This is a genomic window from Psychrobacter sp. W2-37-MNA-CIBAN-0211 (assembly GCF_040309405.1).
Classification (GTDB): domain Bacteria; phylum Pseudomonadota; class Gammaproteobacteria; order Pseudomonadales; family Moraxellaceae; genus Psychrobacter; species Psychrobacter glaciei.
The window spans coordinates 170,056-188,399 of record NZ_JBEOOU010000004.1 but is presented as its reverse complement, the minus strand read 5'-3'; the positions used below and the strand labels follow the sequence as shown (position 1 = coordinate 188,399).

The 18,344-nt window shown below is 43.8% G+C and carries 13 protein-coding genes; 7 read left to right on the top strand and 6 right to left on the bottom strand.

Going from position 1 to position 18,344, the window contains the following annotated elements; genetic code table 11:
- Window positions 1-350: 350 nt before the first annotated feature.
- Together AAEY72_RS06700 and AAEY72_RS06695 are read right to left on the bottom strand one after the other, a co-directional pair.
- The gene (locus tag AAEY72_RS06700) at window positions 351-1,952 is read right to left on the bottom strand and encodes a sensor histidine kinase (protein ID WP_352309960.1); all 1,602 of its coding nucleotides are present in this window, start codon (window positions 1,950-1,952) and stop codon (window positions 351-353) included.
- 14 nt (window positions 1,953-1,966) lie between these two features.
- On the bottom strand, window positions 1,967-2,665 hold the full coding sequence (locus AAEY72_RS06695; protein ID WP_352309959.1) for a response regulator transcription factor: 699 nt from the start codon (window positions 2,663-2,665) through the stop codon (window positions 1,967-1,969).
- Between the two features lie 267 nt (window positions 2,666-2,932).
- Between AAEY72_RS06695 and AAEY72_RS06690 the strand changes: the two genes are divergently transcribed.
- On the top strand, window positions 2,933-3,454 hold the full coding sequence (locus tag AAEY72_RS06690) for a Spy/CpxP family protein refolding chaperone (RefSeq protein ID WP_352309958.1): 522 nt from the start codon (window positions 2,933-2,935) through the stop codon (window positions 3,452-3,454).
- Between the two features lie 121 nt (window positions 3,455-3,575).
- Here AAEY72_RS06690 and AAEY72_RS06685 read toward each other — a convergent pair whose 3' ends face one another.
- From AAEY72_RS06685 to AAEY72_RS06675, 3 genes are read right to left on the bottom strand one after another with little or no spacing between them, the layout of a single operon-like run.
- Window positions 3,576-4,460: an exonuclease domain-containing protein gene (locus tag AAEY72_RS06685; protein WP_240216012.1), complete on the bottom strand. Its 885-nt coding sequence runs from the start codon at window positions 4,458-4,460 to the stop codon at window positions 3,576-3,578.
- Window positions 4,461-4,504: 44 nt separating this feature from the next.
- Window positions 4,505-6,142 carry a hypothetical protein gene (locus AAEY72_RS06680; RefSeq protein ID WP_352309957.1) on the bottom strand — a complete coding sequence of 546 codons (1,638 nt, stop codon included), beginning with the start codon at window positions 6,140-6,142 and terminating at the stop codon, window positions 4,505-4,507.
- Between the two features lie 44 nt (window positions 6,143-6,186).
- Window positions 6,187-8,250: a hypothetical protein gene (locus AAEY72_RS06675; protein ID WP_352309956.1), complete on the bottom strand. Its 2,064-nt coding sequence runs from the start codon at window positions 8,248-8,250 to the stop codon at window positions 6,187-6,189.
- 261 nt (window positions 8,251-8,511) lie between these two features.
- Here AAEY72_RS06675 and ggt point away from each other — a divergent pair, with 261 nt between their 5' ends.
- Window positions 8,512-10,458 carry a gamma-glutamyltransferase gene (gene ggt / locus AAEY72_RS06670; protein WP_352309954.1) on the top strand — a complete coding sequence of 649 codons (1,947 nt, stop codon included), beginning with the start codon at window positions 8,512-8,514 and terminating at the stop codon, window positions 10,456-10,458.
- 10 nt (window positions 10,459-10,468) lie between these two features.
- On the opposite strand, the gene AAEY72_RS06665 is transcribed toward ggt, so the two are convergent.
- A complete protein-coding gene (locus AAEY72_RS06665) occupies window positions 10,469-11,284 on the bottom strand; it encodes an AraC family transcriptional regulator (RefSeq protein WP_352309953.1) in 816 nt (271 codons plus the stop codon).
- Between the two features lie 302 nt (window positions 11,285-11,586).
- Here AAEY72_RS06665 and AAEY72_RS06660 point away from each other — a divergent pair, with 302 nt between their 5' ends.
- The 5 genes from AAEY72_RS06660 (at window position 11,587) to AAEY72_RS06640 (ending at window position 18,084) form a co-directional block, all read left to right on the top strand.
- Entirely contained in the window at window positions 11,587-12,573 is a 987-nt protein-coding gene (locus tag AAEY72_RS06660) for a proline racemase family protein (protein ID WP_352309952.1), read from the top strand.
- 131 nt (window positions 12,574-12,704) lie between these two features.
- Window positions 12,705-13,952, top strand: a complete 1,248-nt coding sequence (locus AAEY72_RS06655) for an NAD(P)/FAD-dependent oxidoreductase (RefSeq protein ID WP_352309951.1) — start codon at window positions 12,705-12,707, stop codon at window positions 13,950-13,952.
- A gap of 104 nt (window positions 13,953-14,056) precedes the next feature.
- Window positions 14,057-14,938 (top strand): 4-hydroxy-tetrahydrodipicolinate synthase, encoded by an 882-nt coding sequence (dapA, locus tag AAEY72_RS06650; RefSeq protein WP_352309950.1) that lies wholly within the window; start codon window positions 14,057-14,059, stop codon window positions 14,936-14,938.
- 111 nt (window positions 14,939-15,049) lie between these two features.
- A complete protein-coding gene (locus tag AAEY72_RS06645) occupies window positions 15,050-16,546 on the top strand; it encodes an aldehyde dehydrogenase (protein ID WP_352309948.1) in 1,497 nt (498 codons plus the stop codon).
- Between the two features lie 89 nt (window positions 16,547-16,635).
- A complete protein-coding gene (locus AAEY72_RS06640; RefSeq protein ID WP_352309947.1) occupies window positions 16,636-18,084 on the top strand; it encodes an alanine/glycine:cation symporter family protein in 1,449 nt (482 codons plus the stop codon).
- The last annotated feature ends 260 nt before the right edge of the window (window positions 18,085-18,344 follow it).

Genomic DNA, 18,344 nt, shown 5'->3' with positions numbered 1-18,344 from the left:
ATAAAACGGGATATAAACTGATAATCACGAAGCTTTTTTAGAAAACTATTTGTATGAATGTTTAAGGAATAATACGTTTTGTCTCGTAAAATCTTTAGCACTCTCTATATATTAGTATTACCGAATATATAGAGAGTGACAATGTCGTCCGTCTGGCATTTATTACCATTTGTCGGTTATATTCATAAAAACGAATATAAACTTTTAATTTTTGAGTATTCACATTAAATTAGGACCATTTTTTGAAAAAATTTAGCTTTTAGTATAGGTAGGATATGCGCTTATTTGTATTGTAAACACATGATAAGCACATAAATTTCCCATAAAATGTTTCTTAACCATTTATATTCTTATCTGCTAGGCAAAATTATCTGCACCACCAGCCCTTGTAAGCCATCTTGGCGATTGTAGACATGAATCTGACCTTTATGCGCCATCACAACCGCATGGACAATTGCCAATCCCAAACCATAGCCACCTGTTTCACGATGACGAGCCGAATCAAGCCGTACAAAGGGCTGAAAAATACGCTCTACATCTTTATCCGCGACGCCGCCGCCCTCGTCTATTATGCTAATTTGAATCGCAGGTTTCTTATCCTCCATCTCCACTTCTTTAATATCAGCAATCACTGTTGAATCAGAGGCAGTATGCATAAAAGCATTACGGATGACATTTTCAAGCGCGCTATGTAGCTGCTCTTGGTTACCAAGCACAGTCCAAGGAGTGGCTGAGTAAGCCGTTGATAAAGAATCTGTCACGCGTGTATGACTCGGCTGCCATTGCCAGCGCACGTTTTTATGCTGAAACTCAAAGCAAACGTCTTGACCAATTTCACTGATAATATCAGAGAGATCAACCGCTTCGTTTTCTATATTATCGATCGTATATTGCTGCATTTGTAGAGATTGAATATGAATGATTTGCTCAATCAACTCATTCATCCGCGCCGACTCTTTATCGATACGGTCTAGGTAACGACTGGCATTCGGTGCAAAGTCACGAGTCAGCTCAGTCGCAACGTCAAGACGCGCCAATGGCGATCGTAGCTCGTGCGAGATATCACTGAGCATCTGTTTGCGTGCCAGCTCACTCTCAGCCAACCGCGTTGAGAGTTTGGCCACATCTTTAGCCAGCAAACCCAATTCATCATCGCCCATTTTTGATAGATTTGGATGGGCTTGATAGTCGCCGTCAATCATACGATGTACGGTGTTTTGCACAAGGCGAATACGCTGGGTCAATGTACGACTCAGCCAAACACAAACCAAGACGCTAAAGATAATAATCAACAGTAAACGTATGGGAAAATTGCCACGTTGCAGCGCTACGACGTCTGAAAATCGTAGATGCGGACGCAATTGTATGATCACAGCCTGCTCATCTGGTAAGACGACTGTCATGTCCGCCAGTTCAGGACGACTATCAGGATCAGCCATCTTCGCGCGATTCAGGGTCATCGGTGACAGGATATGATTTAAAAGTGACGGTTCATTATTTGATACTCTATCATCGTGATTACCAGACATTTTATTATCAGGTTTTTTATTATCTGCATTAGGCATTGACTGTATTGGTAGCATTGATGAATACCCCATGACCTGTCGATCGCTATTCATAGGTTTTTGCCTACGCCCATCTCTATCACGATAACGTGGAAATATAATGGCACCTTGCTCATCATAGACTCTGATCTGATTCATAAGCCGCCGATCTTGACGGTACATCTCCCTGACAGTGGTTAAATCACCCACTTGTAGCGCCTCAGTCATTTCTTGGCGCTTAACCAACAAGCTATCAATTTGCACATCCATACGAGCAGTTAGTGCTTTTTCGACCAGCCAACGTTCCACCATAATAGATAAAACTGAGGTTATCAGAATCGTCACTAATAAGCTTAAAAACAGACGCCAAAACAGGGTCATACGTATCTTAAATATTGGAGGCTTCATCGATGATTCCGTCATTACAACACCAGCTGATAACCTTTACCACGAACCGCCTTGATCGGCTCTTCGTGAAAAGGTTGGAGTTTTTTGCGCAGTCGCGAGACATGCACATCAAGGCTACGATCGAACGGCTGTAATTCGCGTTGTAAGACATGCTCTGACAGCCACGCTTTGCTTACCACCTCGCCTTTTTGTTTCAGTAGCGCAACCAACAAATCAAATTCTGTGCCAGTAACTTGTAGCTCTATGCCATCTATCTGACAAAGCCGCTGGTTTTGATCCAGATGCAAACGACTCTCTGGTAACGGCGTATGCTCTGATGCCGCCGCATTGGTGCGCTTGATGACGGCATTGATACGTGCCAGCAGCTCTCGAGGATTGCAGGGTTTGGTAATATAATCATCAGCGCCAAGCTCCAGACCAATAATACGATCAATCTCCTCCCCTTTTGCCGTCAGCATAATGACAGGGATATCACTGATATTGGGCAATTGACGCAAGACACTCAATCCATCGATTTTTGGCATCATAATATCTAGCACCAGCAAGTCATAAGCAGCAGTGCCATTAAGCACATTATTGCTCACGGTTTTGAGTTTTTGTATGACAGCCTCGCCATCGTGAACGCAGTCGCATGTCACCCCATGATTGTGCAAGTATTCTTGTAATAACTGGGTCAACTCTTCGTCATCATCACCTAGTAATATGTGTGGCACATCTTTCTCCTTGAGCGTTGGATCGCTTTATTAGCCATATTATCAGTCAATTGCTTATCGATTCGCTATAAACGTTACCTTTCTTAATACTTCATAAATGTTCGTAACCTTTAACTGTCGTAATATAGCGTCTATCAGCGACAAATACTGACAATAAGCAGGGATGGATAGTGGCTATCCGGGACACTTGCCATTCATAAGCTGATCAGATAAAAACTGACTTTTTCGCAACCAATAACGTATGCACCATAAATTAAGGTAATGATGATGAAAAAATTATTAATGGGCTCAGTATTAGCAATGTCTAGCATTTTCACCGTAACGGCTTGTACCAGTGTTAATGCGACTACTGATACCACACTAACGACCAGTAAAATGCAGCATAAAGATGGCATGAAAAAAGGCGGCATGAGAGGTCCAATGTCGCAGCTAGATCTAACAGCAACGCAACAAGCGCAAATCAAAGCCATCATGCAAGCACAACACGGTGACCGTAAAGCTGACCGCACAAAAAACAAAGCAGAACGGGCGCAGATGCATCAACAAATGCAAGCATTGACCAATGCCAACACTCTAAATACAGCAGCAGTCAACCGCTTAGCTGACCAACAAGCGGCTAAAACCAAGCAACGCTTTATTGAGCGCGTACAGACTCAACATGCTATCTCTCAGGTATTGACCGCTGAGCAACGCGCCAAACTTGCTACATTAAAAGCTGAAAAAATGGCGAAAGGTCATAAAGGCTCAGAGCACGGTAAAATGCATGGCAAACCACATCAAGGCATGTAATTCGTCATTAATAGGCTATTTTGCATTCATGCTGAATGTTCTATAAGACTGATTATGAACACATAAAAAAGCGCATCGTATAAACGGTGCGCTTTTTTATGTGTTCATAATCAGTCTTACATTACTTTGATATTTTAATTAACTGTAAGAAGGCGCTTTCTTCAAGAATTTTGATATCTAAACCACTCTGAATCAGTTCTTCTACTTTGCGATGCTTACTGCTTTTTTCATGACCAGCAAGCAACGTTAAATCTTGAGCACCAACCACGAGATAATCTAATTTCTTCGAAGCACCCGCTTTGACATTAAAACCATTTTTAGCTGCTATCTCAGCAATATCTCCTCGACTGATACTAAGGTTACCTGTAAAGCAAATATTGAGTCCGGCATATTGCCCAGACTCATCTCCAACTTTTGTGATATTACTGGGGTAGTTTCTACTATTTGCACGTTGTTGCTGAGGATAATTGCGACTGTATTTACTATCTTCTACCCAATCATGAATTGATAAACCATTTTCTCTAAGAATGGTTACAACTATAAAGCCACACGCTTTAGCATCTTCTAGCGCGTCATGATGGTCAAACTGATAACTCCATTCTCTACAGACATTCGCCAGATTATAACCTTTGACCGCAAAACGCTGACACGTCTTACGTACCAACACCGTGGCATCGACCCACTGTAGCTCTGGTATTGGTAATTTGTGAAGCTCTAGACTTTTTGTCAACGCCCTTTGATCAAAGTCAGTATAGCTAACGACAACATTTTCACCGACAAATTTTAATATTTGCCCATAAATGTCATACATAGACGGCGCATCTTTTACCATATTACTGGTAATACCATGCACTTCTATATTTTGACGACTAAAAGAAGTCTGAGGACATACTAACGTACAGTAGGTATCAATTAACTTACCGTTCAAATATTTAGCCAAGCCTATTTGACAAATAGACCCTACGTCGCTGTTTGCAGTTTCAACATCAATGGTCACAAAATTCACTATCTCGTCCTCAATGTCGTAGATTTAGTCTGATTTAATTTTATTTAATCAATCGTCCCGAACTTCTCTTTAGCCATCGGCATGACACTAAACATCATCTTTCCTATCGCAGTACCATTGCCATCACGATAATACTGCATCAACTCGCTACCATACTCGCGCATATCAATACTATTACTGGCATTGGGCACTTGCATATTACTTGGTAAGTTCGGAAATGCCATGTCTGTAGCGCTTATAGCAGAATACTGCTGCAAAACATCTATGACCATGTTTTTATTGGAAGCAGTCTCGCTCGGAAGCTCACTACGCAGATGCTGCCATTTGAGCTGACCACGCTTATCAAATCCATACAACTGCTGCGTCTCTGCTTTCACTAGCATTGCGTCTTCTGCCGTCTTTTCTTCTGCCTCTGCTGTTGTTTCCTCTATTGTCTCACTGCCACTATCGATACTACTTTTCATCATTGCTAAGATTTGCTGTACTAATGCTTTACTGGTAAATTTATCCATATTTGTATTGCTTACTTCGTCAGATTCGCTTTCTTTGACCAGCTCTGGATATCGCTGACTGATTCGCTCGTAGACGATGCGCATGTAGTCTTGATAAAACTGCTCATAACTCTCAGCATTTTGTACACGGCGAATAACTTGGTTACTTGCCAGCATTGCTGGTAGCTGATGCGCGGGTAACTTGGGAGAGATCGAAGCTAGCGTATTAGGGGCAACATAATCAAACTGGCTAACAGGTGCCGCATCAAATGTGGCATCTAACGCTGCAAAATGACTTTTAATCAGCTCACTGCCAAAGCCTTTGGGTAAGGTGCCATCATTAATGGCTAGCTTTAGCCATTTGTTGCGCCATTTTGTACCGAGCTTATCGTCTAACATTTCTGAATTAAACATCGCAAAATTATCTGCCCACAGATAAATATTACCGTTTTTCAAATCTAAATAAATAGGCTGATTAACGCTGCTTTGATGATTGCGCGCGTGATACTGAACGATCGCCAACATCGTCGCCTTGCCAGCCATTGGCTGATAGACGCCTTGTGCATTGAGAGACAATGGCTTTAGCACATAAGCATCTAGCAGCTTTGCCTTTTTGATATCTTGCGCTGTCGTTCGGTCATCATAATTGTCAAATAACTGTTGGTAAGACACTGGCACAGTGATCTCACTATCATAATTGCTATCTACCCATGCCTCATAGGCATCTGTACACTCAAGGTAGCGGTCTTTCAGCGTCGTTCGCTCAGCGTCATAATCTGCCACCAAAATATCTTTATTTTGCGCTTCTGCTTGAGTAAGTAAGGCGGCATATGCTTGATCGTGTGTGTCTTCGCAGTATTCATCGATATAGCCTGAAGCGACTGGCGCTTTGGCATTTATTTCAGTATTTATATCACTAAACTGCTGCTCGTTACTAATTTCAAGATTACTATAGTAGCTAAAAGACTGGCGGCGCTGTTTTTGTAACGCCGTTGCCAATGCTGTCTTGGCTGCCACTGGCGTTTGCTTGGCAGTCATCGCGTTAGATTGATCAAGACTGGTAGATTGGCAACCCGTTAATAATAACGCCCCTGTTACCAATGCACCAACAAATAAATGATTGCCATTAAAAACTGACTCAGTGCTCGCTGACGGAAGATGATTTGCAATGATTTGATGTACTGTTTTCATTTTTTATCCTTAATAAATATTGGCTTGAACATGACAAGATAGCGTTATTGATCGTCTACCCTGTTGTCAGCATCATCTGCGGCATCGTCTTCGATATCATTATCATCTTGACGATCAACACTGTCATATTCTGCTGCCTCATAGCTGCTATCACCATCCGCATAATCGCTGCCATAGTCGTCATCATCGTAATCACCACTGCGACCACTATAATCATAGCGAGCATAACGTGCCGCTTGCAGCCTGTCTTTTTGTTGGCGTTGCTCTGCCATCCATGCATTGCCATCGATAGCTGCTTTAGCATTTGCACCAAAAGACTCAGCCAATAAAGGTGTCAGTGCATGGTTATTAAAGCTGCTTTTATCATAGCGTATTTGGTTTAGCACGCTGGTCGTAGAGCCCATCAAATCGCCACCGATATTTATCCGCTGCTGCTTGGCAAGCAGGCGATCGGCACTGTCTAAATAATAGTAATTTATCTGATTAAAAGAGATCGGACCAATGGCTTCAATTAGCTGCAAAAGCGAACCTACATCCGCACTTTGGTAGCCTTTATTGTATAGCTGCACTTTCGCCAGCGCGGTTTTTAGCATAGCGCCATCAGGATATTTCTGTGGATTGGCATCAACATAATCCTGTAGCGACTTTGTCATGTATTTTAAAGTCTTGCCAATCATCTCACCGCTTTGCTTACTGCCAAAATAGACTTTTACCGCACGGCTCGCCCCAACTTCTTTGGCAAAGGCATCACTGCGAATATCTACCGCGCTAAAGTGCTCGGACGCAAGCTCTGCCATGCTGCTCTGTATGGCAGCGATGGCGGCATCATACAGAACTGCTGGCGGTAGCTGCGTCGTAATACTCTCTGGCAACCCAAAGCTAACGGTATGCGAGGTCATTTGGTTAGGTAAAGGGGTGTTTTCAGGATTAACCAATGCCACGATAGGCATGATTGCCGATGGGTCTACCGTAACTGTACTATGGTTAAAATCGAATGCTAACGGTATCTGTACGGATGAGGCAATCGTCGGCGTCATATAATCATAGCTATAGACGCTTTGCAGCTGTCGCTGTTTAGGTTTGTACTGACTGACACTATTAAACGTTAAATTTTGATATTGATAAGCATTTGACGCGGCTATCTGTTCCGGCGTGCGATGGAACATACTCAGCATTTGGCCAATGACGCCCGTAAATGGCATTGATGATTGGCTACCTTCTACAGCCTCTGATTGCTGTTTTGCCATTTGTATGGCTTCATAGTTTTTTAATAGGTTTTTAGACTTTAGGTTTGAAACCCCTGAGAGAATGCCACCCTCTGCATTGCCATATTCATTATAGCCATCTCTGTCGTAACCCTCTCGATTGTAGCCATGTTCGTTGTAACCGTCTTGATCATAGCCGTCTTCATCGTAGTTAATATCCTCTACAACACAGACTTCATAAGCATCATCGTCATCATTTTTATTGCATTTGTTCGACTCTATACTTACCACTGCTAACTCTGCCATAGCCTCAGTTTGCCTGTCCTCATGATCACTTTCATTATAGTTACTGTCATCATAGTTACTTTCACCATAATCGCTGTCAGGCTCATAAGCATAGGCTTCTATAATCGTTCTAAGTAAGCTACTAGAGCCTGCATCAATGCTATCTGGATCAATAAAAGGTGCGGCTTGATAATTGGCTTGCGCGACTGCCACATGTTCTGTTGCTAGATGCTGACGAATAGCCGCCAGTAAATGTGATTTGGCTTGATTGTCAGTATTGGGATATTTTTCTTGGTCAAATAATTGTTGATAACGCTCAGATTTGGTAGTAAGGCTGGCATTAAACGCGCGTCCTTGTGCTTGGCTCTGCGCGCTATCAGCGGTACTAAAATCAATCATACTTTTTGATGCCGTAGACGATGATACCGCTGGGCTTGATTGACAGCCTGCCAACCCAAATGCACTGCCAAGCAGTAATGCGCAGCCTGCAATAGAAGTTAATTTGCGCGACTGATATGAATGCTTGTTATGATTGTTAGGGTTATGGGCAGATGACTGATGATGAGCCATGCCAGAGTGACGCTGTTGGTCGCGTTTATGAGTATGGTTGGATGACATAGTAATTTCTTCTTATAAATAGACAGACAATAATGAATAAATTCTAGCACTATTATTTATATCACAATGCGTTACAATTTAGTAAGATTAGAACCTATTTCTTAAAAATTTTCAGCATTTTTGATAGGACTGTTTATCTAAAAAACGTGGCACTAATCATTATGTCAATTAGGACACGCCTTAACATTCAAGCCTCTTTATTTTTACAGTCTTATTTTTACAGACCAAACGTGTCATCACTTGCTCAAAAAGGAATTTACAATGCAAAATCCAATATCAAAAGATGGAATTAACGCTTCTCAAAATAACCTTAAAAACAGAGCAAAAATCAAAACCGCTATTCTATTAATCAGCAGTACGTTTTTAGTATCGCTATCTGCTCATGCGGCTGAACCAACCACCAATCAATCAACTACCATCAACCCAACATCTATTAATACCAGCGCCATCAATCTCGCTATTATGGCTGATAATCCTACTGTGTTGTCTGAAACCAAACGTGTTACACGAGCCAAAACCAACACGCTTACCTCCACGATTAACAACGCCAATGCCGATCAAGCCATCTATTCTGAAGATGCGATTCATCATCCGGTTTGGGCAAAGAACGGTATGGTCGCCACCCAAGAAGCGCTCGCCTCTAATATTGGACTCAAGATTTTAAAAGACGGCGGTAATGCGGTTGATGCTGGGGTCGCGGTTGGCTTTGCCTTAGCAGTGACTTTGCCGCGTGCTGGGAATATCGGCGGTGGTGGTTTTATGATGATTTATGATGCCAAGCAAGGCAAAACAGTGGCTCTCGATTACCGTGAAAAAGCGCCGAGTAGCGCCTCGCGTGATATGTATCTTGATGAAGATGGTAATGCAGTCAGCGACTTGTCTCGTTATCATGGTTTAGCCATCGGTGTGCCAGGGACGGTCGCAGGATTGCTTAAAGCGTTAGAAGATCACGGCACCATGAGTCGCGGGCAAGTGATGGCACCTGCGATTGCACTGGCTGAGGACGGTATAGAAGTCACGGCTGGCTTGTCCGAGTCGCTCACCGCCTTGAGCGATCGTTTACAAAAATGGCCAAGCACCAAAAAGATATTCTTTAAACCTGACGGTAGCGCCTATCAACCAGGTGAGCGCTTAAAGCAGCCTGAACTGGCAAAATCACTTAAGCTTATTGCTGCAAAAGGCGCAGATGGATTTTATAAAGGGGAAACCGCGAGTAAGTTGGTCAAAGCGGTCAATGAGGCTGGCGGTAGCATGAGCTTAAGCGATTTAGCCAACTATGAAGCCATCGCTCGCGAGCCAGTTAAAGGCAACTATCGTGGTTATGAGATTGTCTCGATGCCGCCACCGTCTTCTGGTGGTATCCATATCGTGCAAATCTTAAATATCTTAGAAGGCTACCCTTTAAAAGACTACGGTCAAAACAGCGCGCAAACCATTCACCTAATGGCGGAAGCCATGCAGTTGGCTTATGCGGATCGCGCAGAGTATTTAGGTGATTCTGACTTTATCGATGTGCCTGCCAGCGGCTTAACCTCAGAGGCTTATGCGGATAAACTGCGCACCTTAATCAATCCAGACAAGGCCACACCAGCATCTACCATCAAAGCCAACAACCCTCTGCCCTACGAGAGCGATCAGACCACGCACTTCTCTATCGTTGATAAAGACGGCAATGCGATAGCCAATACTTATACACTCAACTTCTCTTATGGCACAGGTCTCGTCGCTGAAGGTACGGGGATATTGCTCAATAATGAAATGGATGATTTCTCTGCCAAGCCCGGTGTGCCGAATGGTTATGGCTTATTAGGCGGTGAAGCAAATGCCGTTGAAGCCAATAAGCGCCCGCTATCTTCGATGAGCCCAACGCTAGTCTTTAAAGACAATAAACCTTATATCGTCACGGGTAGCCCCGGTGGTAGTCGCATCATCACCACTGTCACTCAGATTATCTCAAACGTCATCGATCATGATATGAATATCGCTGAGGCCACACATGCACCGCGCATTCATGATCAATGGCTGCCTGATGAAATTCGAGTGGAAAAGGCACTGAATGTTGATACAGTTAAAAAGCTTGAATCAATGGGTCATACGGTCAGTCCAAAAGCAGCCATGGGTTCGACTCAGTCGATTATGTTGACTCCAAATGGTGTTTACGGTTCTTCTGATCCACGTATCGTCGATGCGGCAGTGGTTGGGTATTGATTTGATTTTTTTATGATAAATGCGTTTGGCGAAATTGGCTGGGCGACAAACCCGTGAATTGTTTGAACTGACGGCTAAAAGCACTGTGATCGCTGTAGCCGCAGTTCAACGATATCTGAGTCACTGACACCTCATGACTAGCCAATAACTTCACCGCATACTCCAAGCGCAGCTTTTGCACAAACTGTAATGGCGACATATTCAGTACGGCCTTAAAGGTGCGCTCTAGCTGCGATACGCTCAAATTAGCCAAGTCAGCCAATTGGGCGATATTTATTTTTTGATCAAGATGCGCTCGTACAAACTGAGCAACTTCTGCCAAGCGCGCGTGTTTACGTAAAACGCGCTCGTTATCTTCATCAATATCGACTGAAATCCCAACCATGGCGACCACTTGTTGGCTCTTATTATAGATAGGCAATTTATTGGTAATACACCATCCTAACTGACCAGACGCATAACTGTGCAGCTCTAAGTTATCAACGATAGACTTCCCCTCTCGCAATACCTTCATATCTTGCAAAATATAATCCCTACTCTGTCGATGAGAAAACACCTCTTCTGTGGTAAACCCTACGATATCTTCGTGCTGACTCAACTGACAGCGTTTTAACAAGGTTTTGTTTGCCAGCTGATAACGCGCCTGCTCATCTTTCACAAAAAATACCACATTGGTCAAAGTATTCAGCAGCGGCAGTAATAATGAGACATTACCGATAAAATCTTCACTACTGTCAGGACGATAGACCGTCATATTCTGCTGCAATGACGTGGTAAGCATAGCAAGCGCTGTGTCTTCTATTACCTCTGTTATTACCTCAGTCATCGCATCTCATCCTTATCATATCAATTTTACATTCAGCCAAACATCCGTAACTCGCAGGCTATGTCGCGTATATCTATTATTACCAATTTTTAGGCAAAGACTTCTCTAGTGTACACCGAGCCACTATGCAGAAATACGCATTTATCCATGAAAAAACAGCAAGACGCTCTCTGTAAAAAAGTCCACTCTATATACAGACCTCAGCAAATAACGACCAACTATTGGCTGTTAAATTAAAACCATTAGGTCTAGTACATAAAAACGGAATATAACTTTTTCACGGATGAATTAGGGCGTCGGTCATGTCTTCTATATTATTTAATTTTAAAATTATTGACTCGCATACGGGCGGTGAACCCACTCGTATGGTCTATGACGGCTTTCCTGAACTCGTCGGCGACACTCTTCAAGATAAACTGCAATACTTCAAACGAAACTTCGATCATCTGCGCCAAAGTATCATCCTAGAGCCACGCGGCAATGATGTCCTTGTCGGTGCGTTACTCTTCCCTGCTACCAATCCTAAAGCCACAGCGGGCGTTATTTTCTTTAACAATGCTGGTTATTTGGGCATGTGCGGACATGGCACGATTGGCGTTATCGTCTCATTGGCTTATCAACGAAAGATATCGGCAGGCGTGCACTGGCTAGAGACTCCCGTCGGTCTGGTTAAAGCAACCTTACATGATGATGGTAGCTGTAGTGTACAAAACGTCCCTTCTTACCGTTATAAAAAGCAAGTTGACGTTCACGTTTCTGAATTAGGGGTTATCCGTGGCGACATCGCTTGGGGTGGCAATTGGTTTTTTTTAGTCAGCGAGCATGGACAAGACATTCAAGCAAATAATGTCGAAAAATTGACTCAAATAACCATGCAAATTAAGCAAGCATTGGTCGCTGCTAATATCACTGGCGAAAACGGCGGCGAGATTGACCACATCGAGTTATTTGCCGATAGCGATGATGACCAAGTCGATAGTAAAAACTTCGTTTTGTGTCCAGGTTCAGCTTACGATCGCTCTCCTTGTGGTACGGGCACCAGTGCCAAACTTGCCTGCTTAGCGGCCGACAACCGTCTAGCGCCTGAACAACTCTGGCAGCAACAAGGCATAGTCGGCAGCGTATTTACTGGCAGCTATCAGCATGCCACTGATCTCAACAATACAGAGTCTACAACCTACCCTGAGCACACGATCATCCCAACGATTCGTGGTCATGCTTATGTTTGTGCCGAGACCACACTCATTGTGCAAGAAAACGATCCTTTTAAATGGGGCATCCCGTCTTAATAAGGTCGTAGCATTGTTTATGAAATGACTTGATTTATTAAGTGGCCTAATTTATGAAATGACATATGTATTGATAAACGCGTAAACACTATCAAGAGTGCTTAATCGGCAGAACGTAAACGAGAAAAATTATGACTACCTCAAACGTCGACTTACATATCATTGGTGGCGGCATTATCGGCCTAGCGGCTGCGGTGACGTTGCAAGCGCGAGGCGTAAAGGTCGCACTGCTGGACGCCAATGAAGTGGGTCAAGGTGCATCATTAGGTAACGCCGGTCATATCGCTACCGAGCAAGTATTCCCCATTGCTGATGCCAGCATGCTTCGTCATGTACCCGCCATGTTATTGAATCCGACTGGACCGCTGCGCATAGACTGGCGCTATCTGCCACGCTTGATGCCTTGGGCAATGCAATTGCTCATGAATATGCGCCCTGAGCCATTTGAGCGGATTCATCAAGCGTTGTTAAGCTTAAATAAAAACAGCCTGCAAGCATGGCAAGGTTTTGCTGATCAGTGGCAATTGGGTGATTGGATACAAGTAAAGGGTTCGTTATTAACGGTTGAAAAGCCTAGTAGTCTTGAGCTACTAACAGCACACGGTAAGCGTCTCAATGACATTGATGTGAGCAATGAGCTGCTGAGCGAAGAAGCGCTATTAGAGCGTGAGCCTGCCTTACAAGACAACCAGTTAGCAGCGTTATTTTTCCCAAATACAGGACATATCACCAATTTAAAAGCCGTTATTAATCAGCTTCACGATACCTTTAGACAATTGGGCGGTCATGTCATTGAACATTGTCGCGTCCTTGCAGCGACCAATGATGCAGATGGTATTCATTTGACCACCAGTCAAGGTGACATGACAGCGTCCAAAGTGCTGCTAGCAGCAGGCGCTCACTCTAAAGCCTTGGCCAAGCAATTAACGGGCGTCAACATCCCTTTAGATACCGAACGTGGTTACCACTTAATGCTACCTCATGAAAGCGCGCGCTTACAGATTCCTGTATCGAGTTTGGATCGGCGCTTTGTCATGACCCCGATGCAAGACGGCCTACGTTTGGCGGGTACGGTGGAGTACGCAGGACTGGACGCGCCTGCCAATATGCAGCGTGCACATATGCTATTACAACAAGCGCAGCCTATGTTAAAAGCGCCGTTAGATGCTAGCGATAGCTTGTCATGGATGGGGTTTCGTCCATCGACCGCAGACTCCTTACCAGTCATCGACAAAATCGAGCGTGTATTTTTAAGCTTTGGGCATCAGCATTTAGGTTTAACGCAAGCTGTCGTTAGTGCGCAAATGATTGCCGAATACTATTTTGATGAAGACCATACTATCGATCCAAAACCGTATCAACTGGCCCGCTTTAAATAAGCAGCTTATTAAAAATTTATGAACCAAGCAAAAATCAACCGATTCATCATTGAATCATTACCCATTAAACCACCAACAATATCAACCTCAATAAGGATAGTCTCATGAACATAAATGGAATTTTAGTCCCAATCGTCACCCCTTTTGACAATAACGGTGACATTGATGCGCAAAAATTAACGACACTGGTCGAAGCCTTTATCGAAAAAGGCGTAGCCGGTATCGTCGCTTGCGGTACTACAGGTGAGTACTATACGTTTTCGGCGGCAGAGCGCGAGCTCGTATTAACCACTATCGCCGAAGCCGCAAAAAATAAAGGCGCTGAAAATAAAGTCACTCTGATTGCTGGTATCAACAGCTTATCGACTGATCACTCTATTGAGCTTGCCGCACAAGCCAAAGCACTAGGTTATGACGGCCTTATGCTGTCTGCCACCCCTTATAGCTTACCTGAGCAAGATGGCATCATCGCGCATTTTGAAAAAGTTGCGGATGCTAGTGAGCTGCCGATTATTATGTACAACTTTCCTGATCGTGTTGGCGTTGCCATCGAATTTGACACTGTTGCTCATCTAGCTCAGCATCCTAACATCGTCGGTGTAAAAGAAAGCAGCGGCGACTTTAGTCATGCGCTACGCATGCTGCAAGCTAATTTTGATGACTTTGAGGTGGTTTGTGGCTGTGATGATCAGCCGGTTGATTTCTTCTTTTGGGGTGCAAAAAGCTGGATTGCAGGCGCAGCCAACGTTTTCCCAGCAGAGCAAGTTTCATTATTTAATGCCACTCAGCAAGGGGACTGGGATAAAGCCAAGCAAATCATGAGTGAGATTTATCCTGCTATTCATTCTATGGAATCTGGCAACTACAACCAAAAAGCCAAAGCGGGCTGCTTAAAAGGCAGTATGGATGTTGGCTCAGTTCGTGTGCCATTAACTGACATGCCAGAAGATGAAAAAGCAGAGTTTTTAGCCTTACTATCTAAATAGCACTCACCTCAGCTTAGTAGAAATAATGTCAAGGATAACCCACGCTAAATTTGATGCCGTATTCAAATCTCGAATCGATGGCATCAAATTTAGCAGACAAGGATTAGAAAAATGAGCACTAAAGAACAAGCCACTAAAGAGCAAGTATTTGAGAAAGCAAAACAGCAGCAATTATGGGCGGGTCACTTAATAGCAGCAGATGGCTTATCAGAAGCTACTTTGGACAATTACACGCCGATTGATAACAGTATTATCGGTCAGATTGCTTCAGGTACTAGCGATGATGTCGGTACTGCCGTGCAAGTCGCTCGCGATGCTTTTGAAAACGGTGAATGGCGTCGTCTGGCTCCTGCTGAGCGCAAGGCTATTATGCAGCGCTGGTGTGCACTCATGCATGAACACTTCGAGGAGCTGGCAGCATTAGATTGTGTGGATGCGGGCAAGCCGATTACCGAATGCTTAAACACTGACATGCCAGCGACTATTGAGACTTTTGAATGGTATGCCGAGGCCGCTGATAAGGTATTTGGCAAAGTCGCTCCGACAGGTAGCGCGGCTCTAGGACTTATCGTGCAAGAGCCCATTGGTGTCGTTGGTGCAGTATTACCTTGGAACTTCCCAGCCCAAATGTACGCATGGAAAGTCGCCCCTGCTCTTATTATGGGCAACTCTGTCATTGTTAAACCGGCTGAACTAACCTCTTTATCGGCTTATCGTTTAACTGAGCTTGCCTATGAAGCTGGCGTGCCCAGAGAAGCGCTGCAAATGGTCTGCGGTCTTGGTGAAAATGTCGGTGCCGCACTCGGCCAGCATATGGATGTCGATATGGTGTCATTCACTGGCTCGACTGAGGTCGGACGTTTGTTCTTACAGTATTCGGCACAAAGCAATCTAAAAGAAATCGTCTTAGAATGCGGTGGTAAAAGCCCACAAATCGTCTTTGATGATGCCGTACTTGATGATGCTGCGATTAACGATATCTTATCGGCCGCGTTTTGGAATATGAGTGAAAACTGTAGCTGCGGCTCACGCTTATTAGTCCACAGCAGTCAAAAACGAGCGTTACTTGAGCAACTAAAAAACGGTCTGAAAGGTTGGAAAGTCGGCTCACCTTACGATGTCGACACGGCTATTGGTCCTATGATTGAAAAAGCGCATTTTGACAAGGTTTGTCATTATCTTAAGACCGCAAAAGAGGAAGGTGCAACGATCGTTGCAGGTGGCAACATTCATGACGACATGGGCAGTGGCTGGTACATCGAGCCGACTATTTTTGATGATGTTACAGCCGATATGACTTTATTCAAAGAAGAAGTCTTTGGCCCTTTGCTGGCGGTGACGAGCTTTGAGACGGAAGAAGAAGCCATCAAATTAGCCAATGAAACCAATTATGGACTCGCCGCTTCTTTTTATACACAGAACATCAAGCGCGCTTATCGTGTGGCGTCGTCTATCAAAGCAGGCACGGTCTCTATTAATGGTTTTTCAGAAGGTGATATCACCACGCCATTTGGCGGCTATAAGCAATCAGGGTTTGGCGGTCGTGACAATGGTTTAGAAGCCTTAGCACAATACGCGCAGACCAAAACCATTTGGCTGGTCAATTAGCAAACGTATTCAGTCAGCACAGTCATCGATTAAAACAACAGCTTAAATGATTTAAGCCTTTAGTCACATATTTACAGGGAAGTAAGGCCATGGAAGCGATTATTAATACCATCGTCGGCTATATATGGAGCGATGCGTTAGTTTATTTGGCACTCGGTGTCGGCATTTATTTTACCGTGATGACTCGCGGTGTCCAGTTTCGCTATCTCAAAGAGATGGTTAGGCTGTTGTTTGACAAACAAACCTCAACCCAAGGCATTAGCTCATTTCAGGCTTTTTGTATGGCGTTATCAGGTCGCATTGGTGTTGGTAATATTGCAGGGGTAGCCACCGCTATCGCAGCGGGTGGTCCTGGTGCCGTTTTTTGGATGATCGTCATGGGACTGCTGGGTGGTGCCAGTGCTTTTATTGAGTCTACCCTTGCACAGGTTTATAAGCATACGGTTGATGATCAATACCGCGGCGGCTCACCCTTTTATATCGAGCGCGGACTCAAGATGAAACCCTTTGCTATTTTAGTAGCTACGGTGACTTGTCTTTCTTATGGCGTTTTGGTGCCCGGCGTACAAGCCAATACCATCGCTGATTCTTTCGATACCGCCTTTAACATCTCACCTGCTGTGACAGGGTTAATTATCGTCGCTATGTTAGCTGTTATTATCTTTGGTGGTGTGAAACGAATCGCCAGTTTTGCTGGTAAAGTTGTGCCTTTCATGGCCATTGGTTACATCTTGATGATGGTTATCGTCTTAGCCTTCAATGCCTCAAACCTACCTGCTATGTTCGCTCTTATTTTCAAAAGTGCGTTTGGTATGGATGCTGTGTTTGGCGGTATCGTCGGTCTAGCCATATCTTGGGGTGTTCGCCGTGCGGTATTCTCTAACGTTGCTGGTGCAGGCGAAGCAACTTTCAGCTCCGCTGCTGCAGAGGTTTCTCATCCTGCCAAGCAAGGTTTAGTGCAAAGTTTTTCTATCTATATCGATACGGTTGTCGTCTGTACTGCTACTGCATTGATGATTTTATCTACTGGTATGTATAATGTCATTCCAGAAGAGGGCTTGACTCTGGTCGAAAATATGCCAGGTATCGAAGCGGGCACGGCATTTACCCAAGCCGCTGTCTCGACGGTGTTTAGCCAATATGGAAGTGGCTTTGTCGCTATCGCCATCTTCTTGTTTGCCTTTACCTGCTTGATTGCTTATTACTATATTGCTGAGACCACGCTAGTATACTTAGACAGTAAACTGCGCTACCCTGTTTTAAAACCATTATTAAAAATAATATTCTTAATAGTTTGCTTTACCGGTAGCATGCAGTCTGTTGGCGTGATGTGGGCGCTAGGTGATATTGGTTTTGGCAGTATGTGTTACCTTAACTTCATCGCCATCGTATTACTCAGTAAAACGGCGCTAAAAGTGCTAAAAGACTACGACGAGCAAATGAAGCTGGGACTTGACCCTGTCTTTGACCCTAGAAAAGCAGGCGTTGAAAACGCAGACTTCTGGATAGCCTATAGTGATAAATATGATAAGCGTTAATTAAACTATCAGTGCTATCTTATACAAAAAACCCTTCTATATCGCCATGATATAGAAGGGTTTTTTGTATGATGCAACCCCTTGTCAAAAACACTCAATTCAATTTGATACCCCTGAATCAGTGGTTGTCTGCGCCAAATAATGCTATTATTAACAGCTAAATCTAAAATGAATAAATATGGCTATCGACGTCTTATTCTCTTCCAAAAGTCAACATAACGCATTGATAATAATAAATTTATTTTCTTAGTAGCTAATTC

What these genes read in the sequence shown, in the direction of transcription:
- AAEY72_RS06645 (WP_352309948.1), top strand. Translation starts at nt 15,050, where the DNA reads ATGAGCACTAAAGAACAAGCCACTAAAGAGCAAGTATTTGAGAAAGCA.
- AAEY72_RS06660 (WP_352309952.1), top strand. Translation starts at nt 11,587, where the DNA reads ATGTCTTCTATATTATTTAATTTTAAAATTATTGACTCGCATACGGGC.
- AAEY72_RS06700 (WP_352309960.1), bottom strand. Translation starts at nt 1,952, where the DNA reads ATGAAGCCTCCAATATTTAAGATACGTATGACCCTGTTTTGGCGTCTG.
- AAEY72_RS06665 (WP_352309953.1), bottom strand. Translation starts at nt 11,284, where the DNA reads ATGACTGAGGTAATAACAGAGGTAATAGAAGACACAGCGCTTGCTATG.
- AAEY72_RS06640 (WP_352309947.1), top strand. Translation starts at nt 16,636, where the DNA reads ATGGAAGCGATTATTAATACCATCGTCGGCTATATATGGAGCGATGCG.
- AAEY72_RS06680 (WP_352309957.1), bottom strand. Translation starts at nt 6,142, where the DNA reads ATGAAAACAGTACATCAAATCATTGCAAATCATCTTCCGTCAGCGAGC.
- AAEY72_RS06655 (WP_352309951.1), top strand. Translation starts at nt 12,705, where the DNA reads ATGACTACCTCAAACGTCGACTTACATATCATTGGTGGCGGCATTATC.
- dapA (WP_352309950.1), top strand. Translation starts at nt 14,057, where the DNA reads ATGAACATAAATGGAATTTTAGTCCCAATCGTCACCCCTTTTGACAAT.
- ggt (WP_352309954.1), top strand. Translation starts at nt 8,512, where the DNA reads ATGCAAAATCCAATATCAAAAGATGGAATTAACGCTTCTCAAAATAAC.
- AAEY72_RS06690 (WP_352309958.1), top strand. Translation starts at nt 2,933, where the DNA reads ATGAAAAAATTATTAATGGGCTCAGTATTAGCAATGTCTAGCATTTTC.
- AAEY72_RS06675 (WP_352309956.1), bottom strand. Translation starts at nt 8,250, where the DNA reads ATGTCATCCAACCATACTCATAAACGCGACCAACAGCGTCACTCTGGC.